The 23,403-nt window shown below is 70.0% G+C and carries 22 protein-coding genes; 11 read left to right on the top strand and 11 right to left on the bottom strand.

The features are described from left to right. The first annotated feature begins 27 nt into the window (after positions 1-27). Complete coding sequence (locus D7X96_RS13515) at positions 28-312, top strand: DUF427 domain-containing protein (protein ID WP_120548551.1); 285 nt, start codon at positions 28-30, stop codon at positions 310-312. A 117-nt stretch (positions 313-429) separates the two neighbouring features. Then, entirely contained in the window at positions 430-1,458 is a 1,029-nt protein-coding gene (locus tag D7X96_RS13510) for an ABC transporter ATP-binding protein (protein WP_121769890.1), read from the top strand. On the opposite strand, the gene D7X96_RS13505 is transcribed toward D7X96_RS13510, so the two are convergent. Continuing rightward, entirely contained in the window at positions 1,449-1,646 is a 198-nt protein-coding gene (locus tag D7X96_RS13505) for a hypothetical protein (protein WP_120548553.1), read from the bottom strand. The genes D7X96_RS13510 and D7X96_RS13505 overlap by 10 nt on opposite strands. A 154-nt stretch (positions 1,647-1,800) precedes the next feature. Here D7X96_RS13505 and D7X96_RS13500 point away from each other — a divergent pair, with 154 nt between their 5' ends. From D7X96_RS13500 to D7X96_RS13485, 4 genes are all read left to right on the top strand, one after another. Beyond that, positions 1,801-2,136 carry a DUF2171 domain-containing protein gene (locus tag D7X96_RS13500; RefSeq protein WP_233609559.1) on the top strand — a complete coding sequence of 112 codons (336 nt, stop codon included), beginning with the start codon at positions 1,801-1,803 and terminating at the stop codon, positions 2,134-2,136. Between the two features lie 143 nt (positions 2,137-2,279). Next, positions 2,280-3,380 (top strand): Kelch repeat-containing protein, encoded by a 1,101-nt coding sequence (locus D7X96_RS13495; RefSeq protein WP_208647309.1) that lies wholly within the window; start codon positions 2,280-2,282, stop codon positions 3,378-3,380. Positions 3,381-3,454: 74 nt separating this feature from the next. After that, positions 3,455-3,772, top strand: coding sequence for a hypothetical protein (locus tag D7X96_RS13490; protein ID WP_120548556.1), 318 nt, complete (start codon positions 3,455-3,457; stop codon positions 3,770-3,772). Between the two features lie 106 nt (positions 3,773-3,878). After that, complete coding sequence (locus tag D7X96_RS13485) at positions 3,879-5,312, top strand: M24 family metallopeptidase (RefSeq protein ID WP_120548557.1); 1,434 nt, start codon at positions 3,879-3,881, stop codon at positions 5,310-5,312. A 3-nt stretch (positions 5,313-5,315) separates the two neighbouring features. On the opposite strand, the gene D7X96_RS13480 is transcribed toward D7X96_RS13485, so the two are convergent. The 3 genes from D7X96_RS13480 to D7X96_RS13470 all read right to left on the bottom strand — a co-directional run bounded on the left by D7X96_RS13480 (position 5,316) and on the right by D7X96_RS13470 (position 9,004). Next, on the bottom strand, positions 5,316-6,479 hold the full coding sequence (locus D7X96_RS13480) for a cytochrome-c peroxidase (protein WP_120548574.1): 1,164 nt from the start codon (positions 6,477-6,479) through the stop codon (positions 5,316-5,318). Between the two features lie 153 nt (positions 6,480-6,632). Then, a complete protein-coding gene (locus tag D7X96_RS13475; RefSeq protein WP_121769888.1) occupies positions 6,633-7,037 on the bottom strand; it encodes a hypothetical protein in 405 nt (134 codons plus the stop codon). 212 nt (positions 7,038-7,249) lie between these two features. After that, positions 7,250-9,004: a S8 family serine peptidase gene (locus D7X96_RS13470; RefSeq protein WP_120548559.1), complete on the bottom strand. Its 1,755-nt coding sequence runs from the start codon at positions 9,002-9,004 to the stop codon at positions 7,250-7,252. A 347-nt stretch (positions 9,005-9,351) separates the two neighbouring features. Between D7X96_RS13470 and D7X96_RS13465 the strand changes: the two genes are divergently transcribed. Beyond that, positions 9,352-11,691, top strand: a complete 2,340-nt coding sequence (locus D7X96_RS13465; protein ID WP_120548560.1) for a serine/threonine protein kinase — start codon at positions 9,352-9,354, stop codon at positions 11,689-11,691. A gap of 3 nt (positions 11,692-11,694) precedes the next feature. On the opposite strand, the gene D7X96_RS13460 is transcribed toward D7X96_RS13465, so the two are convergent. Both D7X96_RS13460 and D7X96_RS13455 read right to left on the bottom strand, forming a co-directional pair. Then, a complete protein-coding gene (locus D7X96_RS13460; RefSeq protein ID WP_120548561.1) occupies positions 11,695-12,372 on the bottom strand; it encodes an RDD family protein in 678 nt (225 codons plus the stop codon). Between the two features lie 92 nt (positions 12,373-12,464). Further along, positions 12,465-13,436 (bottom strand): PDR/VanB family oxidoreductase, encoded by a 972-nt coding sequence (locus D7X96_RS13455; protein ID WP_121725608.1) that lies wholly within the window; start codon positions 13,434-13,436, stop codon positions 12,465-12,467. A 307-nt stretch (positions 13,437-13,743) separates the two neighbouring features. Here D7X96_RS13455 and D7X96_RS13450 point away from each other — a divergent pair, with 307 nt between their 5' ends. Both D7X96_RS13450 and D7X96_RS13445 read left to right on the top strand, forming a co-directional pair. Continuing rightward, positions 13,744-14,388, top strand: coding sequence for a hemerythrin domain-containing protein (locus D7X96_RS13450; RefSeq protein ID WP_120548563.1), 645 nt, complete (start codon positions 13,744-13,746; stop codon positions 14,386-14,388). A 130-nt stretch (positions 14,389-14,518) separates the two neighbouring features. Next, positions 14,519-15,271, top strand: a complete 753-nt coding sequence (locus D7X96_RS13445; RefSeq protein ID WP_120548564.1) for an SIMPL domain-containing protein — start codon at positions 14,519-14,521, stop codon at positions 15,269-15,271. A gap of 96 nt (positions 15,272-15,367) precedes the next feature. Here D7X96_RS13445 and D7X96_RS13440 read toward each other — a convergent pair whose 3' ends face one another. The 5 genes from D7X96_RS13440 to D7X96_RS13420 all read right to left on the bottom strand — a co-directional run bounded on the left by D7X96_RS13440 (position 15,368) and on the right by D7X96_RS13420 (position 19,884). After that, entirely contained in the window at positions 15,368-16,555 is a 1,188-nt protein-coding gene (locus D7X96_RS13440; protein WP_120548565.1) for a tyrosine-type recombinase/integrase, read from the bottom strand. Further along, on the bottom strand, positions 16,552-16,773 hold the full coding sequence (locus tag D7X96_RS13435) for a helix-turn-helix domain-containing protein (protein ID WP_120548566.1): 222 nt from the start codon (positions 16,771-16,773) through the stop codon (positions 16,552-16,554). Before D7X96_RS13435 ends, D7X96_RS13440 begins: the two co-directional genes overlap by 4 nt. Next, complete coding sequence (locus D7X96_RS13430; RefSeq protein WP_147442741.1) at positions 16,770-18,362, bottom strand: primase-helicase family protein; 1,593 nt, start codon at positions 18,360-18,362, stop codon at positions 16,770-16,772. The genes D7X96_RS13435 and D7X96_RS13430 overlap by 4 nt, the downstream gene beginning before the upstream one ends. After that, positions 18,302-19,360, bottom strand: coding sequence for a hypothetical protein (locus D7X96_RS13425; protein ID WP_147442742.1), 1,059 nt, complete (start codon positions 19,358-19,360; stop codon positions 18,302-18,304). The genes D7X96_RS13430 and D7X96_RS13425 overlap by 61 nt, the downstream gene beginning before the upstream one ends. A gap of 236 nt (positions 19,361-19,596) precedes the next feature. Next, positions 19,597-19,884, bottom strand: coding sequence for a hypothetical protein (locus D7X96_RS13420; protein ID WP_208647308.1), 288 nt, complete (start codon positions 19,882-19,884; stop codon positions 19,597-19,599). 458 nt (positions 19,885-20,342) lie between these two features. Between D7X96_RS13420 and D7X96_RS13415 the strand changes: the two genes are divergently transcribed. Next, positions 20,343-21,263 carry a DUF2381 family protein gene (locus tag D7X96_RS13415; RefSeq protein ID WP_121769887.1) on the top strand — a complete coding sequence of 307 codons (921 nt, stop codon included), beginning with the start codon at positions 20,343-20,345 and terminating at the stop codon, positions 21,261-21,263. Positions 21,264-21,272: 9 nt separating this feature from the next. Continuing rightward, positions 21,273-23,096 carry a serine/threonine protein kinase gene (locus tag D7X96_RS13410; protein WP_244219570.1) on the top strand — a complete coding sequence of 608 codons (1,824 nt, stop codon included), beginning with the start codon at positions 21,273-21,275 and terminating at the stop codon, positions 23,094-23,096. Positions 23,097-23,403: the final 307 nt, after the last annotated feature.

The raw sequence follows: 23,403 nt of genomic DNA, 5'->3' as shown, positions 1-23,403 counted from the left end.
TTAGCGAAGTCCCCAGGAGGCTTTCCCATGCCAGTCGCGAAATGGAACGGCGCGGTGCTCGCGAAGAGCGACACCTACGAGACCGTGGAGGGCAACATCTACTTCCCGCCCGACAGCCTGTCGCGCGAGCACTTCAAGCCCAGCGCCACGCACACCACCTGCCCGTGGAAGGGCGAGGCCAGCTACTACTCGGTGGAGGTGGACGGGAAGACGAACGCGGACGCGGCCTGGTACTACCCGGAGCCCAAGCCGGCCGCGTCCAACATCCAGGGCTACGTGGCCTTCTGGAAGGGCGTGACGGTGGAGCGCTGAGGTTGGAACTGTAGGGGATGTGACGGGCCCCATGGGAACGAGGCTTCACGGAGGGACGCGAGCGGCGATGCTGCGGCCTTTCGCGGGGGCATGGCCCTCGCGTGGAGGAGCGGAGCCTTGGCGACGGTGTCCCTGCAGGACGTGCGCAAGGTGTACCGGGGCGGGGTGGCCGCGGTGAAGGGCGTGACGCTGGACATCGCGGACGGCGAGTTCGTGTCGCTGGTGGGCCCGTCCGGCTGCGGCAAGTCCACGACGCTGAACCTCATCGCCGGCCTCGAAGAGCTGTCCGGCGGCGAGCTGCGCATCGACGGGCAGCTGGTGAATGACCTGTCTCCGCGCGAGCGCGACATCGCGATGGTGTTCCAGAGCTACGCGCTCTATCCGCACCTGGACGTGGCGGGGAACCTGGGGTTCCCGCTCAAGGTCGCGGGCATGGGCGCGAAGGACGTCGACGCGCGCGTGCGCGAGGTGTCCGGCGTGCTGGGCCTGGAGGCGCTGCTGTCGCGCCGGCCCAAGGAGCTGTCCGGCGGACAGCGGCAGCGCGTGGCGCTGGGACGCGCGCTGGTGCGCAGGCCCAAGGTGTTCCTCTTCGACGAGCCCCTGTCCAACCTGGACGCGGCCCTGCGCACGCAGATGCGCGGCGAAATCAAGAAGCTGCACGAACAGCTCAAGGCCACGTTCATCTACGTCACGCACGACCAGGCGGAGGCCATGACGCTGTCGGACCGCGTGGTGGTGATGAGCCAGGGCGAGGTGCAGCAGGTGGCCCCCCCGCGCGAGCTGTACGACGCGCCCGCGAACCTCTTCGTGGCGGGCTTCTTCGGCTCGCCGCGCATCAACCTGGTGAAGCCGTCCACGCTGGGCCTGTCCGACGCGGACACGGTGCTGGGCCTGAGGCCGGAGCACCTCCAGGTGGGGCAGGGCGAACGGCCGGCGGACGCGCGCGAGGGGCGCGTGTACCTGGTGGAGCCCATGGGCGCGGAGGTCTGGGTGACGGTGGAGACAGGCGGCGAGCGGCTGGTGGCGCGGGCGCCTGGAGACTTCCGGGCCTCCAGTGGAGACACGGTGTGGCTGCGCCACGACGCGCGCTACCTGCGCCGGTTCGACGCGAAGTCCGGGCGCGCGGTGTCAGCGGGTCAGGCGTAGACCTGTTCGCTCTCCACGACGGGTTCCAGCCGGCGCTGGAGGGCGGCGAGCCGGTCGTAGCGCTGGTGCAGCGCCTCCTTGTGCTCGGCCCGGTCCGCGTGGGCGATTTCATCCAGCAGCGTCTGCAGCGAGGAGTCCACGGCGTCCTTCAGCACGCGGGATTCGTCATTCGACAGTTCCAGCAACATGGGGGGCCTCCTTGAGGCAACGTTAGGCACCGCGTGTCAGGGCCGCGCGCAGGGCAGGCGCGCAGCCGTGGAAGAAGGCGGCCCGAGGGCCCACCGGGCTGCCTGCCGCGTCGCGCACGACAGCGGGAGCGACCCCACTCTTGGTGAGGACCCCATGAGCGCGAGGAGCGACGCGATGATTCACGCGGGAGCGGTTCGTGAAGGCATGTCGGTGCGCACCGCCGACGGACATTCGCTGGGCCGGGTGGCCGGCGTGGGCGACACGCACTTCGAACTGGAGCAGGGGTTGGTGCCCATTCCCCGGCGCGACTACCTGGTCGAGTACAGCGACGTGGAGGCCGTGACCGGCGACGAGGTCCTGCTCAAGCCGGCGGACCACCCACAGCTCACGCTGGAGGAGGACGACGACGGCGGAGCCCTGCCGCCGCGCCACAGCGAGGGCCTGGAGGCGGAGCCCACGAACGACCCCGTGGGTCCCTCGCGGCACTAGCGCGTCCAACCCGGCAGGCAGGCCAAGGCCCTGGAATCACAGGGTCTTGTGGCTGCCTGGGTGTCAGACCGGCAGGTTAAACGGACCCCTCGACCAGACGTCCCGGTGGGGTCATGCGACGGTTTTCGACATCTTGCGTCACGATGCTGTGGTTGGGAGTGGTGTTCGCGTGCGGGCCCGCGCCGCGAGCGGACGCGGGCGGCGTGGAGGCGCCGGTGCCGGGCATGTTGTCCACGCCGAGGCGGCTGTTGCCCTACGTCGCGTTGGAGGACGGGCGGGTGCTGGCGGCGGGAGGCCATGACGGCAGCCGCACGCTGGGCAGCAGTGAGGTGTTCGACCCGGACACGGGGCGCTGGCGGACCACGGGGGCGCTGCGCACGGCGAGGCGCAACCACGCGGCGGTGCGGTTGTTGGATGGGCGCGTGCTGGTGGTGGGCGGCTCCAACGGCGTGACGGTGGGCGCGCTGGCGAGCGCGGAGCTGTACGCGCCGGACGCGGGCACGTGGACGCAGGCGGCGCCCATGCGCGACGCGCGCAACGACCCTGCGGCGGTGGTGTTGCCGGACGGGCGCGTGCTGGTGGCGGGCGGCACGGACGTGGACCTGCGGCCGGTGCGTTCGGCGGAGCTGTTCGACCCGGTGACGGGGACGTGGAGTCCGGCGGAGGCGCCAGCGTACGCGCGAGGCGGCGCGGGGACGGCGGTGGTGCTGCGCACGGGCAGGGTGCTCTTCGTGAGCGGCTTGCAGTCGGAGCTGTACGACCCGGCGACGGGCCACTGGGAGAAGGCGGGCGTGGTGGGCGGCGCGGCGGGGACGCACCGGCTGGGGCACACGGTGACGCTGCTTCCGGATGGGCGCGTGCTGGTGGTGGGAGGCACGACGACGCAGGCTGCGAGGACGGCGGAGGTCTACCTGCCGGAGCAGAACACCTGGGAGCAGGTGGAGGCGCCCGCGGTGCCGCGAGAGCACCACGCGGCGCTGGTGACGGCGGAGGGCGCGGTGCTGGTGGTGGGCGGCGAGCACTCGTCACGAGGCACGCTGGACTCCGCGGAGCGCTTCGATCCGGCGAGGAACACCTGGACGCAAGCGCCCACGCTGCACGAGCCACGAGGCGAAGCCGGAGCCCTGTGGCTGCGCCGGGGCACGGTGCTGGTGGTGGGCGGAGTGAACGAACTGGGCACCCTGGCCACGAGCGAGGAATACGTCCCCGCCCCGGCCGTGGCCCAGGTCGAGCCGGGCGAATAGCGAACGGATGGCTGGCACTTGGGGGATGCCGATTTGAGAAGCGTGGCAGCCGCAGCTCTGCTGAGCTTTCGTCCATGAACCCTGGCCCTCCGCACCACGCGTCCATCGACGACCCCGTGGCCGACGACTACTGGTCCTTCGAGGACGACCACGGGCGCAAGCACGTCTCCCGCGTCACCCTGGGCCGGCCCGTGCCCATCCCCCAGGATGCGAATGGGGACTGGTACTGCCCGCTGATCATCGGACACGCGGTGCCCATCACCGTCAGCATGGTGGGCGTCGGTCCCGTGGATGCCCTGCTCAACGCCGCGCGCTTCGTCCGCGAGCACTTCCACGAGCTGCGCAAGGTCAGCCCCCGCGCCCCGCCGCCAGGGTCCACGGATTCGAAGTGAAGCCAGGACAGTGCGTCTGGCTTTTCCCGGGATGACTGACAACGGCGGTTCCTGAGACTCATTCGCGCCGCGCGGCGTGAAAGGGCGCGTGACAGACTGCGCGCCCATGCGCTCCTGGAAACACCTGCTCGTCGTCCCGCTCGTCTGTTCCTCCGCCTGCGCCACCGCGCCCGCCGCTCCCTCGAAGCCCGAGGCCCCGGCCGCCGCCGCGCCGGCCGCTCCCGTCGCCGCCGTGACTCCGGCGGCTCCCGTGCGCCCCTTCGGCACGCTGCGCGAACAGGCCGCGCGCCAGCAGGCGTGGCTCAAGGAACGGCTGGAGACCGGCGTGCCCCAGCTCATGCGCAAGTACGGCGTGCGCATGTGGGTCGTCCCCATGCGCGAGTACAACGAAGACCCTGTCTTCAAGGCGCTCGTCGCCCCCACCACCTTCTCCGCCCGCCGCCGCACCATCTACGTCTTCTTCGACCGGGGCGGGGACCAGGGCGTGGAGCGGCTGGCGCTCGGCGGCAGCACCCAGGGCGGCCTCTATGAGGCCCGCCGCGCTCCCATGATGGTGGACCGCGGCGGCTCGCAGCGCGCCGCGGAGCTCCTGGGCCCTGAACAGTGGGTGCTCCTCAAGCAGGTCGTGGAGGAGCGCAAGCCGGACTCCATCGCCATCGACGTGTCCCCCGCCATCGCCTTCGCGGACGGCCTCACCCACGGCGAATACGAAGGCATGACCCAGGCCCTGGGCCCCACCTGGACCAGGCGCCTCAAGCCCGCCGGCGGCCTGCCCCTGGACGTGCTCGGCTGGCGCAGCGCCGACGAGGTCCGCTTCTACGCCGACCTCCAGAAGTACGCCTGGAACCTCATCCAGACCGCCTTCTCCAGCGCCGTCATCACCCCCGGCACCACCACCACCCAGGACGTGGAGTGGTGGATGCGCCAGCGCCTGGCCGACGACGGCCTGGACACCTGGTTCCAGCCGGACGTGGACGTGCAGCGCCAGGGCGCCACCGACGAACAGCTGGGCGACAACCCCGTCATCCAGCGCGGCGACGTGCTCCACTGCGACTTCGGCGTCACCGCGCTCCGCCTCAACACCGACACCCAGCACATGGGCTACGTGCTGCGCGACGGAGAGACGGACGCCCCCGCGGGCCTCAAGGCCGCGCTCAAGGCGTCCAACCGGCTCCAGGACATCGTCACCGGTGAAATCAAGCCGGGCCGCACCGGCAACGAAGTGCTCCGCGCCTCGCTCACGAAGATGAAGGCCGAGGGCATCGACGGCACCGTGTACTCACACCCCATTGGCCTGCACGGCCACGGCGCCGGCCCCATGATTGGCATGTGGGACCGCCAGGAGGGCGTGCCCGGCAACGGCGAGCACAAGGTGATGCCCAACTCCTGGTTCTCCATCGAGCTGCAGGCGACCCGCCCCGTCCCGGAATGGAAGGACCAGCCCGTGCGCTCCGCCCAGGAGGAGGACGTCGTCGTGGACGCGGAGGGCACCGTGCACTGGGCCCTCCAGCGTCAGACGTCCTTCCACCTGGTGCGCTGAGGCCTACTTCGCCGCGCCCGTCATGGACTTGAGCAGCGTCACCAGCGCCTGCTTCTCCTCGCTGCTCAGGTCCAGCTTGACGATGGTCTCCGTGCGCACGCCCGCGAAGGTGCCGTCCGGGTCGCCGCCCTCGTTGTAGAAGTCGACCACGTCCTCCAGCGTCTTCTGCGCGCCGGTGTGCATGTACGGCGCGGAGAGCGCCACGTTGCGCAGGGTGGGCGTGCGGAACGCGCCCTCCACCTCCGTGGGCTTCGCCTGCGCCTGCGCCTTGAGCGTGGACAGCCGCGCCGCGTCCGTGCCCGAAGGCGCGTCGCTGTACTGGCCCGCGGCGTTGAACGTCCAGGACACCACCGCGTCCACCGCGTCCGCATGTCCGCGCCGCCCGGCGCCGGAGTCCTTCAGCCCCAGGTTGTGGAACTTGTCGTCCGACAGCGAGCGGCCCTTGTGGCACACCACGCACTGGCCCTTGCGCACGAACGTCTTCAGGCCCAGGTACGCCGGGTCCTTCTCCTGCGTGCCCGCCTCCACCGCCTGGAGGAAGCGCCGCACGTCCGCGTCGAACGGCGCGTCCGTGCGGTTCAACGTGCGCTGGTACGCCGCCAGCACCTTGCCCACGTTCGCCATCACCCGGTCCGGGTCGGACTCGTCCGCGGGCGCCTTGCCGAACAGCTGCGTGTACGCCGTCGTGTACGAGGGCTCCGCCACCAGCCGCGCGCGCACCACCGTCGCGTCCGAGTTCATCTCGATGGGGTTGGTCAGCGGCAGCACCGCCTGCGACCAGAGCCGGTCCGCCCGGCCGTCCCACATGAACCAGCGGCTGTAGCCGATGTTGAGCAGGCTGGGCGGGTTGCGCTCCGACGGGTGGCCTCCGCAGCCCTCCGCCGTCGCCGTCTCCACCGTGTAGGACTCACCCGCGTGGCAGCTCTTGCAGGACACCGTCCCGCAGCGCGACAGCCCGGGGTCCTCGAACAGCCGTTGCCCCAGCGCCGCCGCGTCCGCGTTGTCCGCCCACTTGTTGGTGGGGTCCGGCTCCGGCTTCGCGCTCTGCGTGTGCAGGGAGCTCAGCTGGTCCAGCTCATCGTCGGTGGGAAAGGGGGCTTCGGATTCACAACCCGCCCCCAGCAAGGCCAGGGCGAGCACGGCGGTACGCGGACGGAGACCAATCATGGGCCGGGCCAGCTTCGCGCCCTTGTGTTCAGCAATCAATGGTCCCTGTTCCCCCGCCGGGCATGCGAGCGTCCACGCACGAAGGCCGGGGGGCCCTGTTGGGCGCGCCCCGGCCTTCACGGCGTGATGCTCTTCAATGGGACTTCGGGAGTGCTACTCGCAGGCCAGCTTGAAGCTCACCACCGGCGCCGCGAACTTGGCGATGGTCATCTTCGTGGGGCCCGGGGTGACCGTGGGCGCCGCGCCGTTGGCGCACTTGAGGCCCGCGTCCACCGCCAGCTCCACGTTCAGCTCCTTGCCGTCCGGCAGCCCGCCGACGTTGTAGCTGCAGCGGTTGTTGCGGCTCTGCTTCACCTCGCCCCAGCCCAGCGCCACGCCGTCGTTCTCCGACACCTTCACCCGCACCGCCGAGCACGGATTACCCGACAGACCGCTCGCGGGGTACGCGACGCTGCCCGTGACCGTGGCGTTGCCCGCGCGACCCGCGGCCGCCGCACCACCCGACGAGGCGCAACCCGTGGCGGCAACGACGAGGGCGGCAACAGCAATTCGCAACATGGATATCCTCAATTCAAGAATGAAATGGTTTTCGCGCCGGGTTGGCCGCCGTCCCGGCAGCCATTGGCGCGCGCCACGTACAATTCCGGCGCGCTTTCATTCCACGGAGAAGTGCATTCGCGATTGCATCACGCGGAGCATTTTCACTTTCTCGAACATCCATGCTCCGCGTCCGTGCCGCGCCTCATGGCTCCCATGAATTGGGATGCGGCTCACTGCAGCCGCAGCAAGGCGTCACGCGCGTGCACCACGCCGTGTCCGAAAACGGGATCCCATCCGGCGGTGCCCAGGTCGTGCGCGGAGGCCTCCAGCGCCTCGCGCACCTGCTGGGGCGTCAGCTCCGGCCGGGCGCTCCAGAGCAGCGCGGCCACGCCGCTCACGTAGGGCGCGGCCATGGAGGTGCCGGAGACGTGGGTGTAGTCCACGGGCACCAGCGACAGCCGCGCGTCCGAGCCCAGCCGCTCGCGCAGCATGGTGCTGGCGGCCTGGTTGACGCTGACGGCGGGGGCCCAGTGGCCCGCGCGGGGCAGCGACAGGATGTCCACCGCGCCGCCCGCGGGGGCGTCGTCGGCGCCGAAGACGACGGCGTGCGCGCCCTGGAGCATCACGTGGGTCATGGCCTGGGACACGGGCACCGCGCCGGGCCGCACGTAGGCCACGAAGCCGTCACACGTGGCGTCCAGGCACGACGACAGCGAATCCCCCAGGCCGCAGTCCACCAGCCGCCCCGCGGTGTCGCCCGTGGGCGAGTACAGCAGCGAGCGCGAGATGGGGGACGTGCCATCCAGGGACATCTCCGCGAAGGCGCCCATCCCCCGGGGGAAGGTGGACAGCACGTCCACGCCGGGCGCCACCAGCGACAGCTCCGCGCCCGCGTTGGAGAAGCTCGCGCGCCGCTCGTTCGCGTCCACCGCGCCCACCGCGAGCACGGACGGGTCGGACGCGGGGTAGAGCACCGGGCCGCCCTGGTTGCCCGCGGCCGCCACCACCAGCAGGCCATGCTTCAGCAGCGCGCGGAAGGACTCCGTCGTGCTGCGCGTGGCCGAGCCGCCGCCCAGCGACAGCGACACGACGCGCGCGCCCTGGGACTCGCACCACTCCATGGCGGAGAGCACCACGCTCATCTGCGTCTGCCCGGACAAATCCAGCACGCGGGCGATGACCAGCGACGCGCCAGGCGCCACGCCCGCGATGCCGCCCGGCGAGCCCCGGGCGCCGGTTTCACCGCCGTGGCCCAGGCGCGCCGCGATGATGCCCGCCACGTGCGTGCCGTGGCCCTGGCCCCACTGGCCGTGGGCGCTGCGGTCGCTGGCGTCGTCATCCCTGTCCACGAAGTCGTGGCTCGCCACCACCGCGCCCTGGAACTCCGGGTGCTCCATGTCCAGCCCGCTGTCGATGACGCACACCCGCACGCCCTCGCCGCTGGGCGCGCCCACGTCCAGCTCGCCGTCGTGGTTCGCGTCCCACACCTCCGGGGCCTGCACCAGGCGCAGGCCGCCGGTGTACTCGTCGGGCGGCCCGAAGCTGGCGGCCGTCACCTGGCGCGACAGCGGCGCGAAGAGCCCGGGCGTCAGGCCCTGGGCGAACCAGACCTGGTCCACCTCCACGCTCTCCACCAGCGCGTTGCGCTCCAGGGCGCGGCGCTCCTCGGGCGTCACGCGCGCGGCCACCGCGGGGATGTTGCGGTAGATGGCGCTCACCTTCGCGCCGGTGCTGGCCGCGTAGCGGGCCCCGGACGCGGAGACGCTCGCCGCCTGGGTGCGCTCCTCCCGGCGGAAGCGGATGATGACGGACTCGCGCCCGTCGCTCTGCACCGGCGAGGGCTCCTGGCCATCCAGCTTCTGGCGGGCCGTCATCTCCCCAGCGACGACACCGGGGCACACCTGCCCCTGCGCGGTGGTGCGCGAGGACGACTCCGGCGCACACGCGGACAGCGCCAGCAACCCGACGAATCCCCATGCCTTCATGACGCGGACTCCTTCCAAGCAGGACGCCCCTCCCGAGGGCAGTCCCCCGCTGGGCGGAGGACCAGGAGGAGCCCGCCCCCCTCACCTGGGAAGGAAGCGGCGTGCTGCCCTGAGGGAACGCATCCCCGCGTGGACGCGCATCGTCTCCGGGCCCAGGGGGCAGCCTGGACGTGCGCGGGTGCACAACAGACCTGTTACCGGGTGGAATACAGCTCCAGGAATTCCGTCAGCTCCGGGACTTTCCATTTTTCGTGCCCGCGGTGTCAGGGGCTGGCAAGGAGGGGCAGTGCGAGGTGCGCGGCTTGATTCCATGGGGGAGTCCATGCTGCGCTCCGGAGCGCCAAGTCATGAGCACCGCACCCACAGAGTCCCCCCGTTTCTTCGGGCGCTATGAGCTCGTCCACCTCCTGGGCCAGGGCGGCATGGGAGAGGTGTACCTGGCGAAGCTGTCCGGGGCGGCGGGCTTCGAAAAGCCCTGCATCGTGAAGACCATCCTGCCGGGGCTGGTGAAGGACCGGCAGTTCCTGGACCGGTTCCACCACGAGGCCAAGGTGCTGGTGCACCTGGTCCACTCCTCCATCGCCCAGGTGTACGACATGGGCGAGGCGGACGGCACCTACTACATGGCGCTGGAGTACGTGGCGGGCGTGGACCTGGGCTACCTGCTGGAGCAGGCCCGGGTGCAGGGCCGGGCGGTGCCCACGCCGGTGGCGCTCTACATCGGCCAGCGCATGGCGGAGGGGCTGGGCTACGCGCACCGCAAGACGGGCACGGACGGCGAGCCCCTGGGCATCGTCCACCGCGACGTGTCCCCGCACAACGTGATGGTGTCGTACGAGGGCGAGGTGAAGGTCATCGACTTCGGCCTCGCGAAGTCCACCGCGCGCAGCAAGTACACGCTGCCGTCCACGGTGATGGGGAAGCTGGGCTACATGTCGCCGGAGCAGGTCCGCGCGGAGCCGCTGGATCACCGCAGCGACATCTACTCCTGCGCGGTGGTGGTGTGGGAGATGCTGGCGGGCCGTGGGCTGGTTCCCCACGGCACCGTGGGCGAGATGATGGCGGCCATGTCGCACCCGGTGGTGCCGCCGCTGACGGACTTCCGTCCGGACGTGGAGCCGTCGCTGGAGGCGGTGCTGCGCCGCGCGCTGGCGCCTTCGCCGGCGGACCGGTACGCGCGGGCGGATGAGTTCGCGCGGGCGCTCAACGCGGAGCTCTTGCGCTCGGGCAATCCCATGGGCGCGGAGGAGGTGGGCGAGTTCGTCCGCGCCATCTGCCCGGAGGCCTTCGCCGAGCAGCGCAAGCTGACGTCCAGCGTGCACGGGGAGCGGCGCACGCCGTCGCCCGCGCCCCGGAGCGGCGGTTCGGGCACGGGGTTGTATGGAGGCCCCGGAACCGGCTCCGGGAGCAACGAGGCGCCCGTCGCGGCGGCCCTCCCGGAGGCGCCGGCCGGTAACAGGCCGAACACCGGGCGCATCGACGTGGACGGCGCGGCGCTGGGGCCGGGGGGCACGTTCGTGTCCCATCCCTCGGGCTCGGGTTCGGGCTCCGGTGGCGTGGCCAGGTCCACGTCAGGATCCGGCGGCGTGGCGCGCAGCACCGACGAAGTGGACGCGGCCGCGCTGGGCGCCACGGCGGTGCACCTGTCGCCCGCGACGCCCCAGGGCGCCGTGGTGGCGGGGGCTTCCGGACAAGTGCCGGCGGTGCAGCCCGAGTCCCGCCGTCCGGTGGCGCGGATCGCCGTGGCGGCGCTGCTCCTGGTGGGCGCCTCCGTGGGCATCACCGCCTACGTGCTGCGCCCGCACGCGTCCGAGCAGCCCGTCGTGGTCCCCCAGACGCTCCCGCCGTCCGAGCCGGTGGTGACCGCCGCGCCCCCTCCGAAGGTGGAGGAGCCGCCCCCCGCGGTGACGCCGCCCGTGGAGCCCCCGCCCGAGGCCGCCGCGGTGGACGCGGGCATGGTGGCGGGCGTGGAAGAGCCGGAGGTGAAGCCCGCGCCGGTGGCGAAGCCGGTCGTCCCGGGGCCGAAGAAGCCCGCGACACCCCAGGTGGAGATGGTGCCCGCGCACCTGCCCGTGGCGAAGATCGGCGACACGGGCGCCGGTCAGCGCGTGGTGAACGTGACGGTGCCCTCGGGCATCAACGCGGGCACGGTGTTCCAGGTGGTGGGACCGCCGCAGAAGGGGACCCGCAAGCGCCCGGTGCTGGGGACGGCGACCGTGCTGACCGTCCACCCGAGCCGCGAGCGCATGACCCTGCGGCTGGACGCGGAGGCGGACGCGGCGAAGGAGCCGCGCTTCGTGCTGATGACCGCGCGTCCCACGGGGCCCAAGCTGCCCACGCCCGTGGCCGAGGCCCCGCAGGCCGCGCCGCCCGCGCCCGAGCCGAAGCCCGTGGAGCGCTCGCGCCTGCTGGGAGAGGCGGAGATCGACGGAATCCTGGGGACCGGCTTCAACAGCACCCTCTACGTGATCAGCTCCGACACCCGGGCCTGGCACAACTGCGCCATCGTCCTGAACGGACGGAAGGAGGCGCGGATGGCGCGGCTGGAGCCCTACCAGACGCACAAGGTCCCGGTGGAGGTGCCCAAATACTTCAGGGTGAACAACAAGGCGCCCGCCGTGCCGGACAAGGCCGTGTGGGTGAGCTGCGACGAGGGCGAGGACACCTTCGCCCTGCGCAAGCGCTGAACGTCAGGGCGTAAGCCGCGAGGCGGCCACGGGGCACTCGTTGCGCAGGAACTCCGAGACCTCCGTGTCGCCGCCGTTCGCGTTGCGCACGGCGCGGGACAGGGACGTGCGGCACTGCCAGGTGACCTCGCGCGTGCCGTGGCAGCAGTGCCACCCGGTCAGCGTGCGGTCCAGGTACTGAATCATCTCCTCGCGCGTGGGCGTGACGATGCTCCACACCGCGCCCGCCAGCAGCGCCCACCCCACGAGCGGCAGCGCCAGCTTCCGCGCCCAGCCGCGAAGGCCGCCCGGAATCAGGGCCGCGTGCACGCCCAGCTGCGCATCCAGCGGCCGGCGCTGCAGCACCACCTGGAGCAGCAGCTCCACCGGCGCGGTGAGCGCGCGCAACAGCCCCGCGCCCAGGCCCGGCACCCTGCCTTCCGCCCGCTCCAGCTTGAGGCCCAGGGCGTGACGGCCCGGGGTGAGCCCCGTGAGGCCTCCCACGCAGGACAGCACCACCCAGGCGACCCCCATGGCGAACCCCAGCAGCCCGGCCGTGGACACCCACTCCGCCGCGCGCACCGCGCCCCAACCCACGAGCGCCGCGCCCGTGAGGTCCAACGCATCCGCCACCCAGAGCCGGTTCTGGAACCGGGCCTCGGTGGGCGGTGTGTCCATGGAGAACAACGTCCCGTCGCTCATCAGCCTCTCTCGTGGTCGAGCGGCGCGCGAGCATAGGCGGCCCGCCGTCCACAGGCGCGCTCCAAAAGCGCCCACCGGGACGGGGAATCCGGCTACAGGTCCAGCACCAGCCGCTTGGACCGGGCGCGCGACACGCAGACCAGCATCCGCGCGTCTCCGGCGGCCTCCTGCTGGAAGAACGTGTCCCGGTGGTCGGGTGTTCCCTCGCACACGCGGGTGACGCAGGTGCCGCAGGAGCCCGCCTCGCAGTCGCTCTCCACCTTCACGCCGTGGGTGCGCAGCACGTTGAGCACGCTCTTGCCGGCCGGCACGCGCAGCACCTGGCCGGTGCTCTTGAGCGTCACCTCGAAGTCCTCCTCCGGCGTCGCGTGGGTGGCGGACGTGCCCTCCGCGGTGAAGGCCTCGAAGTGCACCTTCTCCCAGGGCCACTTGTTCAGCGTGGCCGCCTCCCGCACGGCCTTCATCAGGCCCGCCGGGCCGCAGCAGTACAGCCGCGTCCCCGGGCCGCGCGTGGCCAGCAGCGACCGCACGTCCAGCCCCTTCGAGGGGTCCCCCCCGTCGTGGTGGATGTGCACGCGGCCCGCGAAGGACGGCGTGGACAGCAGCTCCTGGAAGGCGGTGCGGTCCGCGTCGCGCGCGCAGTAGTGCAGCACCCACTCCGCGCCGGTGCGCTCCAGCACGCGCGCCATGGCCAGGAGCGGCGTGATGCCGATGCCGCCCGCGATGAGCACGTAGCTGCGGCCATACAGGAGGGGGAAGTCGTTGACGGGCTCGCTCACGGTGAGGACGTCGCCCTCGTGGACGTGGTCGTGCATCGCCCGGGAACCGCCGCGGCCGTTCACGTCGCGCTGCACGGCGATGACGTAGCGGTGCGTCTCGCCCGGGTCGTTGCAGAGCGAGTACTGGCGCATGCCGTTCAGACCCGGCACCTGCACGTCCAGGTGGGCGCCGGCCTCGAACTCAGGGAGGGCGCTTCCGTCCTGGGAGACCAGCTCGTAGGACTGGATGCCTTCCGCCTCACGGGCGATGCGCGCCACCCGCAGCTTGAGCGTGTTCGTCGTCACGGTATTGCCCCTGTTCCCTTGCCCGCCGCCCGCGCGAGACCGATCTGGCCGCGCACGGTGTGCACGCCCGCGCCGTCCGGGGAGTGGGGCCCGGTGTGGTTTTTCGACCGGTTCCGGACACCAGGCGCCTGTCGCCCGGCTGCCCTCCGTCCGGACTTGGCGGCCAGGGCGGCGGGGGTGGGCACGGCCGGGAATCCATCCCCACCCTTCACTCCGTGCCGCGCTGCGCCAGGGCCACTTCGGGACCCGGGCGTCATGGCGAAGGGGGAGGCGCGGCCCCCCGATTCGACGCGAAGGGAGACGGCCCATGGATGCCATCACGTTGCTGAAGGCGGACCACAAGACGGTGGAGCAGCTGTTCCGCAAGTTCGAGAAGGCGGGCGACCACGCGCTGGCGCACAAGCGCAAGCTGGTGGACGAGATGGTGCGCGAGCTGTCCATCCACGCCGCCATCGAGGAGCAGGTCTTCTACCCGGCCGTGCGCGCGCGCTCGGAGGACCTGTCCCCGGACGTGCTGCGCTCGCTGGAGGAGCACCACGTGGTGAAGTGGGTGCTGTCGGAGCTGGACACGCTGCCCGCGGAGTCCGAGCGCTTCGACGCGAAGGTGCACGTGCTGATGGAGAACGTGCGCGCGCACGTCCTGGAGGAGGAGCAGTACCTCTTCCCGGAGGTGAAGAAGGCCTTCAAGCCGCAGGAGCTGCGGCAGGTGGGTGAGTCGCTGGAGCTGGCGAAGAAGGCCGCGCCCACGCACCCGCACCCGGCCGCGCCGGACACGCCGCCGGGCAACCTGCTGACGGGCGCGGTGGCGGCGATGATGGACATGGGGCGGGACGCGCTGCGCACCGCGCGCCGCAAGGCGGTGACCCAGGTGCGCAAGTCCGCGCCGCGTCCGCTGAAGAAGCCGCTGGAGTCCCTCATGTCCATGGATTCGGCGGGGGACTCGCTGCACTAGCCGAGCGTCCGGCGCCAGACGTCCCGGGCCTGGTGAATGTCCACCGGGGCCGGGGCGTCCTGAGGGACATGGGAGGCTTTCGCGCGGGAAGCGCGAAGGTCTTTTCCTCAGCCTTTGGGAAGGAGGCGCCATGTCCGCTGTTCGCAGGATGTTGACGACGTTGGTGGTGCTGGCGGGCTTCACGGCCGCGGCGCAGACGCAGGTTCCGCCGTCCGGCTCACCGCAGCCCCGGCCGCCCGTGGATCCGCAGGTGCGCACGTTGCGCGTGGAGGGCACGGGCGAGGTGAAGGCGCAGCCGGACGAGGCCTTCATCGACGTGGCGGTGGAGACGTCCGCCGCGAACGCGAAGGCGGCGGGTGAGGAGAACGCGAAGCGGATGGAGAAGGTGCTCGCGGCGCTCACCGGTGCGGGCATCGCGAAGCGGGACCTGCAGACGCGCAACTACAACGTCTATCCGGAGTACACGCCGGCGCCGCCGCAGGGCGGTGAGCCCAAGCTCAAGGGCTACCGGGTGAGCAACCTGGTGAGCGTCCACGTGACGGACCTGTCCAAGGTGGGGAGCCTGTTGGACAAGGCGCTGGCGGCGGGAGCGAACCGGGTGGACTCGGTGCGCTTCGGGCTGAGCCGGCAGGACGCGGTGCAGGGCGAGGCGCTGCGGCAAGCGGTGGCGCGGGCGCGCAAGTCCGCGGACGTGCTGGCCGCGTCGCTGAACGTGAAGCTGGGTTCGGTGCTGGACGCGAGCACGGTGACGGAAGCGCCGCGCCTGTACCCGGCCACCTTCGCCATGGACATGGCGGAGTCGCGCGCCGCGCCCATGACGCCCATCCAGCCGGAGGAGCAGACGGTGCAGGCGAAGGTGACGCTCATCTTCGCGATCCAGTAGCTACTGCCATCCCAAGGCCAGCAATCTCAACGGCTTGCCGGGGTGCTGCGTTGTCGGGGGAGCGTCATGTGCCCCCAATGTGCCCCTCTGGCGCCGTCAGGCCAGAGCGGCGCGATGCTGTGAAGCGGGCGCGTCGAGCTGTTGGACGGCGCGCTCCTTCGTCTCCGGGGAGAGGTGGGCGTACCGCATCGTCATTTCGATGGTGGCGTGGCCCATCAGCTCCTGGATGACCTTGAGCGGGACACCGCGCATGGCGAGGTGGCTGCCGTAGGTGTGGCGGAGGTCGTGCCAGCCGATGCGGCCTTGTTCTCGGGTGATGTTCGCCTGAATCAGGCTGCGCTCCAGCGGTCGCCGCATCAGGCCGTCGGTGAGCGGCTGACCGTCCTCCTGACAGAACACGTAGGCCCCGCGCAGATGACGGTGCTCCTTGAGGGCATCGACCACGGACGCGGGCAGGTCTACCCCTCGCTCGCGGCCACCCTTGGGCAAGCCCTCGTGTCCGTTCGTGCGGGTGCGCCGGACCTGGAGTTTGCCGCGCGGCAGGTCCAGGTCGCTCCACTGGAGTCCCATCAGTTCGCCCTCGCGGAGGCCCGTCTTGATGGCGACGAGGAGCAGCGTCCTCCACTCGGGTTCGGCGTGGGAGACAAGCCGCTCGGCCTCTTCGAAGGTGAGGAAGTCGAAAGCGGGCTTCCGCGTCTTGAGGAGCTTCACGCGGGGGACATGGGCGATGACGCCCTGTTCCTGCGCGAGCGTGAGCAGCTTGTGCAGCACCGTGAGGGTGTTGTTGATGTACCTGGGGCTCATGGGCGGTGGCCCGGAGCCCTTGCGCAAGCGGAGGGCTGCCCGCGAGGGGGCTTCCTTCCGCGCTCGTGCGCCCGAGTGCTTCTTGCGCATGGCGGCCTTGAAGTCCTCCACCTCCGCGAGGCCGATGGCATCCAGCGCCATGCTTCCGAAGAACGGCAGGAGGTGAGCCGCCAGAATCTGCCGCTTGCTGAGCAGGGTGGAACCCTTGTTGTTGTTCTCGCTGTACGTGATGAAGCGCGGCTCGAACTCCGCCAGCGTGACGATGCGCTTCTCCGTGGGCTTCTCCTTTCCGAAGGTCCCGGTCAGCAAGGCGTGGCGGACCTGACGCTCGTACTCCTCCGCGCCTCGGCGGGTGTTGATGGGCGATGCCTTGCGGACTCGCTCCACCTTCCCGCTGGGGTGCTGGTACTTCACGTCCACCCACCACGCTTCCTGCACCTTGCCCTCTTTCGTCTTCCACTTTCGCAGTCTGACGCTCATCGACTCTCTCCGAGCGCAGGACCGCCGTTACCCGGTCGCCATGCTAACAGCGCGTCGCGACGGATGCGGATGGATCGGCCGATGTGGAGCACGCCTGGGAGTTGAGTCAGGCGGATCAACTCGTAGAGCGTCTTCCGGTTCACGCGCAGGAGCGCTGCGGCCTCGTCGACCGTCAGGAACTCGGGTGCGCTGAACCCCGTTTCCGTGGGCTTGGTCATCGTGTCGGACCGCCCCCGTTGGTTGGAGGCGCGCGGCCTGGCATTGCCTCGGGGGACGGCTGCGGGTTGTTCGTGCTCGCGACGTGAACACCGCGCGGGCCCGTGAGCGGGACGACCTTCGCTGCTTGCGGTGATGCGTCCTGAGCCGGCTGATGCCAAGAGGGAAGCCATCCCCGTGCCCTGTTGTCGCGCTGCTCGGTCCAGCCTGCTGTCTTCAGCGCGGCAAGGAAGGTCCGTTTCTGGGGCGGATGCTTCTGCCCCACCGCGATGCAGAAGCCGCAGACCGCCGCATACAGCGCGTCATTCGTGAACGCCTGGGTCTTGCCCACCTGAGCGCCGACACGGTGAATCGCTTGGGCCATCGGGCCCGTCGTCGCCCAGTCGCGGAGCTGCGCGTCGGGGTCTGGGCTCTCGCTGAGTTCTCGCAGGAACTGCTCCGTCACCGGCTCGCTGAGCTGCTGAAGCTCCTCGCGGGACGCGTTGACGTGAGGCCGGCGGACCTGCCGCGCGTCCACGGCGCGGTTGACCATGGCGTGAGCGAAGGCGGCCACCTGCCGCATGAACTCGGGCGTGAATGCGTCGTCCTCTCCGGGAGCGTGCAGCGATTCCAAGAACTCCCGATGCGTCATGCCCAGGTCCGGGTGCGTGTACTCGGCGGGCTTGGTCCTGTTGTGGAGCACCGTCCAGCGTCGGTCGCCCTCTTCGATTTCAAGAGGCTTCGTCCGGTTGGTAGCAGCGAGGAGCCCCGCGCGATTCGTCGCGGACGTCCGGGCAACCCCCTTGCTCTCCAGGAAGACCTCTCCGTCTGTGATGGTCGCCTTGAGGCCGTCTCCGAGTGAGCCCCCGCGCTTGTGGTTGTCGAGCAACTCGTTGGCGAAGATCAGGAGCTTCGTGGCGAAGTGGAAGTTGTAGGGCTTGGCCAGATCCGCCTCTCCAATCTGGACGCAGTTGGACGGCCCCAGCAGGTGCGCCAGCACGCGATAGAGCACGTTCTTCCCGGAACCCGGAGGCCCTTGCAGAAGGATGGCGGTGCCCGGCCTGGAGCCCGGATGCTGGACCTTGAAGGCGATCCAGTTGAGCAACCAGTCCAACCCGGCTTCATCCTCCGCGAGCCAGAGAAGCACGCGGCGCACGTTGGGCCACGTTCCCGGCACGGGTACGAGCGAAGGGGGTTCCCAGGTGTTGACCGCGAAAGTCCCGTCCTTGCGCTCAATGAGCACGGGCGCGTGTGGCCTGCACTCCATGGACATGACACCCACGCAGAGGGCTGGAGTGCTCGGCGAGGAAGCCAGCGGGCTTGCTCCGCGTGGCCATGTATCGCGCGGCTCCAGTAGCCCGCGCAGAATGAGGTAGTCCTCCGCGGCCTTCTGAGTCAGGAACTCGGGCGCGAAGCCGTGCCCGTCGTGCCGCCGCGCGAGGTAGCGCTCCAGCGGGACGATCTTCACCAGCGGCATCTTCGCCACCTGGGCAAGGGCGCTGTCCCTGTCTGCGACGTCAGCCGAAGCGTTACCGGGCTGGATCTCGGCGCTCATCGCTCGCCCCCATTCCCGAGGCTCGGATTGGCCACCAGTTTCAGGTTCCGGAGCCATCGTGCGTGCTCGGCCTCCTGGTCAGCCTTCCTCTGTCGTTCCCACTGCGTGAGCTTGGCGCGTGCGCCGCGTAACCCGCGCAGGGCTTCGCCCCACACGTCACGCGAGGGTTCCAGGTGTGCGAGGGCATCAAGCGAGCGGCGCGCGCATTCGAGGAGGCTTTCCGAACTCTCGTCGGGCTTGGCCGCCCAGGCGAGCAGTTCGGTCAGCTTGTTGATGCCCAGGTGCCGCTGCCCGTCGAGCATGAGCACTTCGCCCGCGTCCATCTGCGCGAGCACGGTCACGGCGTCGGAACGCTTGAAGCGCTGGAGTCGCCTGCGCACGTCACCCGAATTCGCCGCGCGCGTGCCGTCTACCTGCTCCTCGTTGGGGCGTTCGGCGTAGCGCGCGAAGGGCTCCCGGAGCAGGGGCCCGAACTCTGCTTGTACGTCCACAGGCTGGCCCTGGTGGTGCTCGGGGGCTGGGCGTGGCACGGCGTTGGAGGGATCCCAGCTTGGCAGGTAGTAGAGCCGCGCCACGTCCTTGCAGGATGCATCGGCCTTCAGCGCGGCGTCGGTCATGTCGCCCAGGCTCACGCACTGCATGAGGCGCGGCCAAAGGCGTTCCGACCAGCGGCCCGGTGAGCCCACGGGAACGGGCTCGCTGAACGGGAAGACGACCCGATAGCGAATGGGCTTCGCTGTGCGTCCGTAGGAGTGCGTGGGGTAGGCGAGGAACCACAAGCCACGGCGGCGCAGGCTCGCAAGCCACGCCTCAAGCGCGGCCTGGGTCTCACCGTCGAAGTCCACGATGCCCAGAGTGACGTGGGAGAAGTTCGCGTTGCGCCGGTAGGGCGTGGGCGTGGGCTGCCCGTCCTTGCCTTCGTAGAGGCCGTCAGCGCGGGGTGGGCACGGCCTGGCGGGGATGATGGCGCGACCATCCTTCTCCTCGCGCAGGAGCGGATCCACGGCCACCTCCCAGAGCGCGGTCATCAACTCGGTCTGTGAATCGAACGTCACGACCTCAAGGCAACCGGGCGTGAACCGCGAGTCCGTCAGGCAGACCGCCCAGGATGCGAGCGCGGAGGTTGAAGAACAGCCGGCCGAGATAGCGGATGTGACGGAGCACTCAACGCGTGGGCGCTCCGTCACTGCTCCGTCACCGGGGTTTTCACCCTGTACGTGACGGAGTGACGGAACTTCCTTTTTCTTAAGAGAAGAAGAGAGAGAGGAGAGGGAGAAACGAGCCGCGTCAGTCACTCCGTCACCGCCTGTTCCGGGGTGGTCGCAGGGCTGACAGCCGGCGTCGCGTCATTGGGTTGGGCGAGGGTGTAGACCCGTGGCACCGCGCCTCGTGATCCCGGCGTGTAGCGGAAGGACTCGCGCACCGTGCCCGTGCACAGGAGGAGGGTGAGCGTTCGGCGGATGACCCCCTCTCCGGCATCGAGCCGCGCGCGCAGCTCCTTCACGGTGAGGCCCGAAGGGCCAGCGTCGCAAAGCGCAGCGATGACATGGGGGCGGTAGTTCTCGACGGCTTCAAGCATGGTCGTCCTTCGTTGTCGGTGACTTCGCCTCCTGTAAATGGGTGCAAAATTTGGCCGTGGCTCACGCTCTGGCGTTTTTTCTGGTGACTGCCGTTGAGCCCTCGCTTGTGACTCATCCCCACAAGCGTTTCGGAGTCGTCGATTCATAAGGCTGGCCCTGGGAGCCCCCCCGGCTCCGGTTTCCGAAGCGTCGACCTGTGAGACCTTGCTCGGCGGTCCCACACGCTCGAAAAATTCTCAGGAAAAACGCAGCCCCTTCACGCCACGTCGCGGATATGCGCGGCGTAGCGCGGGTTTTTTCGGCAGAACCGGGCGAACCCCATACCGACAGAGGGATTGGAGGCACCATCCACCCTTTGTGCCTGTGGATCCGTCCCCGCGCGCGTAGACCGTAAGCAGCGTTTCCAGGCCTGTGGTTCCTTTCGGTTTGGTAGTTTCGCGGGCGGAGGCCGTCCCGCTTGCCCTTCTCCTTCTCCGCGTTGAACCTGCCCCTCGTGCTCGGGGGACTGCTTCTCTTCACGGCGGCCCAGGCTCAGTCGGCATCATCTGTCCGCGAGCGCAGGGACAGGCGGGTTGTGCTCCCACGTCCTGGTGAGCCCGTCCTGGAGGTTCCAGTCGCGGCGGGCATCCTGACGACCCTCGTTCTCGATTCGGCGCTGGACCGGAACTCCGTGGAGCTGGAAGGCCGCACTCGCTTCAAGCTCGTGGACGTGGGCGAGCGCGCCATCAACCTGGAGCCGGTGATGGAGCTGGGCGCGGGTGAGCATCTGATGCTCCGCGTGCGCTTCGCAGATGGAGCCTTCCCCGAGCATGCGGTCTTCGCGCTCGTGTCTCACCCAGCCATGGTGGACACCCGCGTGGAAGTGTCCCGTCGTCCGCTGGCTCCCGAGGCGCTTCAGGCGGAGTTGTCCGAGGTGCGCGCCCAGCTTGCGGCGAAGGAAGCCGAGCTTGTCGCACTCCGCGCACGCGGCGATGCGAGCAGTCCTGCGGCTCTCGCGCTGGCGGGGCTTCTCGACGAGGATGGGGTATCGACCAGGAGGGTTGACCTTCAGTCCAAGACGGAGATGCAGTCGTCACTGCGTGTCATGGACGGCGTCAGCTTTCGGGCCAACGCATGGGCAGTGGTGTCCATGAAGGTGAAGAACTACGGCAAGACGCCCTGGACGCCCACGGAAGCGCGCCTCATCCGTTCAACGGGCGGTGTGCCGGTGCAGGTGCTCGGCGTTCGCATGAAGCAGCCGCGGATTGGGCCCGGAGAGGTTGGCACCGTCGTGGTGGAGGCGGAGGATCCTCCGTGGACTGCGGGTACGCTGTTCCGCTTGGAATTGATGGATGCCACGGGCACGCGTCCTCTTCTCGTTCCAGCTGTTGCGCTGTAGAGGTCGGCCATGTTGACGGTCATTCACCACCCCGCGCAGCTCCCGCCCGGGTACATGATTCACGGCTGGCGCGTGGTGAAGCTGCTGGGCGCGGGCACCTACGGTGCCGTCTACCGCGTGGAGATGAACGGCAGCCCCTTCGCGATGAAGATCGCGATGCACCGGCCCGGGAGCGGCGACGCGGAGCAGGCGGACGCACGGTTGAAGCGTGAACTGGGCTGCCTCGTTCACCTGACGCACCCGAACATCGTCGGCGTGCATGGTCACGGTCGCTTCCCGGACTTCGAAACGGGGTGGCTCTACGTCCTGCTCACCTTCGTCGAGGGCTACACCCTCGCAGAGTGGGTGGAGCGGATGCATCCCACGGCCCAAGAGGTGGTCCGCGTCTTCGAGAAGCTCGCGGGCGCCGTGGACTACATGCACGGGCGCGGCGTCTTCCACCGCGACTTGAAGCTCGCCAACATCATGGTGCGCGCCAAGGACGGCGAGCCCACCATCCTCGACTTCAGCGCGGGCGACTACACGCACGCCGAGGACTTGACGGATGCGCCCTTGCCGCCCGGCACCCGCCGCTATCGCTCGCCCGAGGCCGCGCGCTTCTTCAAGGAGCACGGAGACGAGAAAGGGGCGCGCTACGAGTTCAAGGTGACGGATGACGTCTACGCGCTGGGCGTCTGCCTCTATGACGTGCTGACGACGGCGGAGCCCGCGAGCGGTTCCCCGAAGGCGGCCGTGGAGGGACGCTGGGTGCCCAAATCCGCCCGGGAATTGAACGCACGGGTGCCGGCGGGACTCAGTGACGTGGCGATGCGCTTCATCGCGCGCGAGCCCGAGCAGCGCCCCCCCACGGCGGAGGTGATGCGGCGCGAATTGGCGGCACTGCTGGGGGAGGCGGGGCCGGAATGGACCGTGCCCGTCCATGTTCCTTCGCTGAGGCCACCGGCAGCTCCCGCCTCCAACACGGATGAGGAAACGCCCCCCGCCCGTCGTGTGCGGCGGGCCCGCGTCGTGGACGCCGGAGTGGCGCTCCTCGTCGTGGCGGCAGTGGCGGGGGCCTTCATGTGGCTGCGCCCCGCGTCGCATCCTGTCCCCAGTGAGGGTGTGGCGCGTCCGACCGCGCCCACTTCGCCTGGGGATGCGGGAGTCGCCTCCCGCGTTCCAACGCCCATGTCCCTCCAGGATGCGGGCCCCTCACCTGACGCGGGCGACGTGCTGGCCGCGTCGTCCCCTGGGGTAGCTTTGCCCCCTCTTGATCCTGTCCGGAAGGAAAGCTCCGCCGTGAAGCGTGCTCCCATCGTCGCAAGCCCGTCCAAGAAGGACTCCACCTCCAGTTCCAGGGCGGAGTTCCTCGCGAAGTGTGCTGCGGCGAGCGCCGCCGTCGCCTTGCAACTTGGCTGCCCCAGCAGCGCCCAGGTGCGTCCTGAATCAGGGGCGTGCCCCGAGGAAGCGCGCAACGCCATGTTCCGAGGAAAAGAAGAAGGATGGCTCGGTATGGTGCGGAACCAATCTTCCGTGCAGGTCACCATCGACAGGAGCCAGCCGGGCGATCCTGGTGATGAAGGGGTGTTCAGGGATGGCCCCGTGACAGGGGTTGTCTTCACGGCGAACCGTGCAATCCCCAAGGGAACTGTGTTCTCCGGCCGGTTGTGGACGGGGGACGGGACGTTCCTGCTGGCCCGCTACACCGAAGCGCACCTCCCGGACGGACGCACGCTTCCGGTGTGCTTTGCCGTTGGGCTGGATGGCCCCCACGAAGCTTGGGAGGGCTCCAAGCCAGGGGCAGTTCGCCAATCTCGTGTCCAGGTGGCGTATGCCGTGGACCGCTGGCCCTGAGGCCGGAACGTAAAGACTCGTTGCGTTTCCGTCGCTGGGGGACCCATTCCGGGGATAGCAGGAAAATTTGGAATAGAGGACCCCCAGCGTCGTTCACGCTCGAAGGCAGCTGGAGGTAGCTTTCCGTCTGCCTTTGCGCGGCTCCCTCGCGCGGGCATTCAGGAGCCCCCTTCATGTCCAGTAACCGTTCACCGGCTGGAGGCTGCTTGAAGGGACTGCCGGGCAGCGGACGGTGGGCGGGACGGCGCTCGACGGCGGGGGCCGCGGAGTGGCACACCGCCACTCGTGGCGGGACTCGACCCCAGGG

Source organism: Corallococcus interemptor (genome assembly GCF_003668875.1).
Lineage (GTDB): Bacteria > Myxococcota > Myxococcia > Myxococcales > Myxococcaceae > Corallococcus > Corallococcus interemptor.
Note: the sequence above shows the minus strand (reverse complement) of the source record. Positions and strands in the feature narration are given on the sequence as shown.

Coding starts and splice junctions, on each gene's coding strand:
- D7X96_RS13440 (WP_120548565.1), bottom strand. CDS start 16,555: ATGAGCGTCAGACTGCGAAAGTGGAAGACGAAAGAGGGCAAGGTGCAG.
- D7X96_RS13515 (WP_120548551.1), top strand. CDS start 28: ATGCCAGTCGCGAAATGGAACGGCGCGGTGCTCGCGAAGAGCGACACC.
- D7X96_RS13500 (WP_233609559.1), top strand. CDS start 1,801: ATGAGCGCGAGGAGCGACGCGATGATTCACGCGGGAGCGGTTCGTGAA.
- D7X96_RS13430 (WP_147442741.1), bottom strand. CDS start 18,362: ATGGCTCCGGAACCTGAAACTGGTGGCCAATCCGAGCCTCGGGAATGG.
- D7X96_RS13435 (WP_120548566.1), bottom strand. CDS start 16,773: ATGACCAAGCCCACGGAAACGGGGTTCAGCGCACCCGAGTTCCTGACG.
- D7X96_RS13505 (WP_120548553.1), bottom strand. CDS start 1,646: ATGTTGCTGGAACTGTCGAATGACGAATCCCGCGTGCTGAAGGACGCC.
- D7X96_RS13465 (WP_120548560.1), top strand. CDS start 9,352: ATGAGCACCGCACCCACAGAGTCCCCCCGTTTCTTCGGGCGCTATGAG.
- D7X96_RS13445 (WP_120548564.1), top strand. CDS start 14,519: ATGTCCGCTGTTCGCAGGATGTTGACGACGTTGGTGGTGCTGGCGGGC.
- D7X96_RS13460 (WP_120548561.1), bottom strand. CDS start 12,372: ATGAGCGACGGGACGTTGTTCTCCATGGACACACCGCCCACCGAGGCC.
- D7X96_RS13490 (WP_120548556.1), top strand. CDS start 3,455: ATGAACCCTGGCCCTCCGCACCACGCGTCCATCGACGACCCCGTGGCC.
- D7X96_RS13485 (WP_120548557.1), top strand. CDS start 3,879: ATGCGCTCCTGGAAACACCTGCTCGTCGTCCCGCTCGTCTGTTCCTCC.
- D7X96_RS13410 (WP_244219570.1), top strand. CDS start 21,273: ATGTTGACGGTCATTCACCACCCCGCGCAGCTCCCGCCCGGGTACATG.
- D7X96_RS13475 (WP_121769888.1), bottom strand. CDS start 7,037: ATGTTGCGAATTGCTGTTGCCGCCCTCGTCGTTGCCGCCACGGGTTGC.
- D7X96_RS13480 (WP_120548574.1), bottom strand. CDS start 6,479: ATGATTGGTCTCCGTCCGCGTACCGCCGTGCTCGCCCTGGCCTTGCTG.
- D7X96_RS13495 (WP_208647309.1), top strand. CDS start 2,280: ATGCTGTGGTTGGGAGTGGTGTTCGCGTGCGGGCCCGCGCCGCGAGCG.
- D7X96_RS13450 (WP_120548563.1), top strand. CDS start 13,744: ATGGATGCCATCACGTTGCTGAAGGCGGACCACAAGACGGTGGAGCAG.
- D7X96_RS13470 (WP_120548559.1), bottom strand. CDS start 9,004: ATGAAGGCATGGGGATTCGTCGGGTTGCTGGCGCTGTCCGCGTGTGCG.
- D7X96_RS13420 (WP_208647308.1), bottom strand. CDS start 19,884: ATGCTTGAAGCCGTCGAGAACTACCGCCCCCATGTCATCGCTGCGCTT.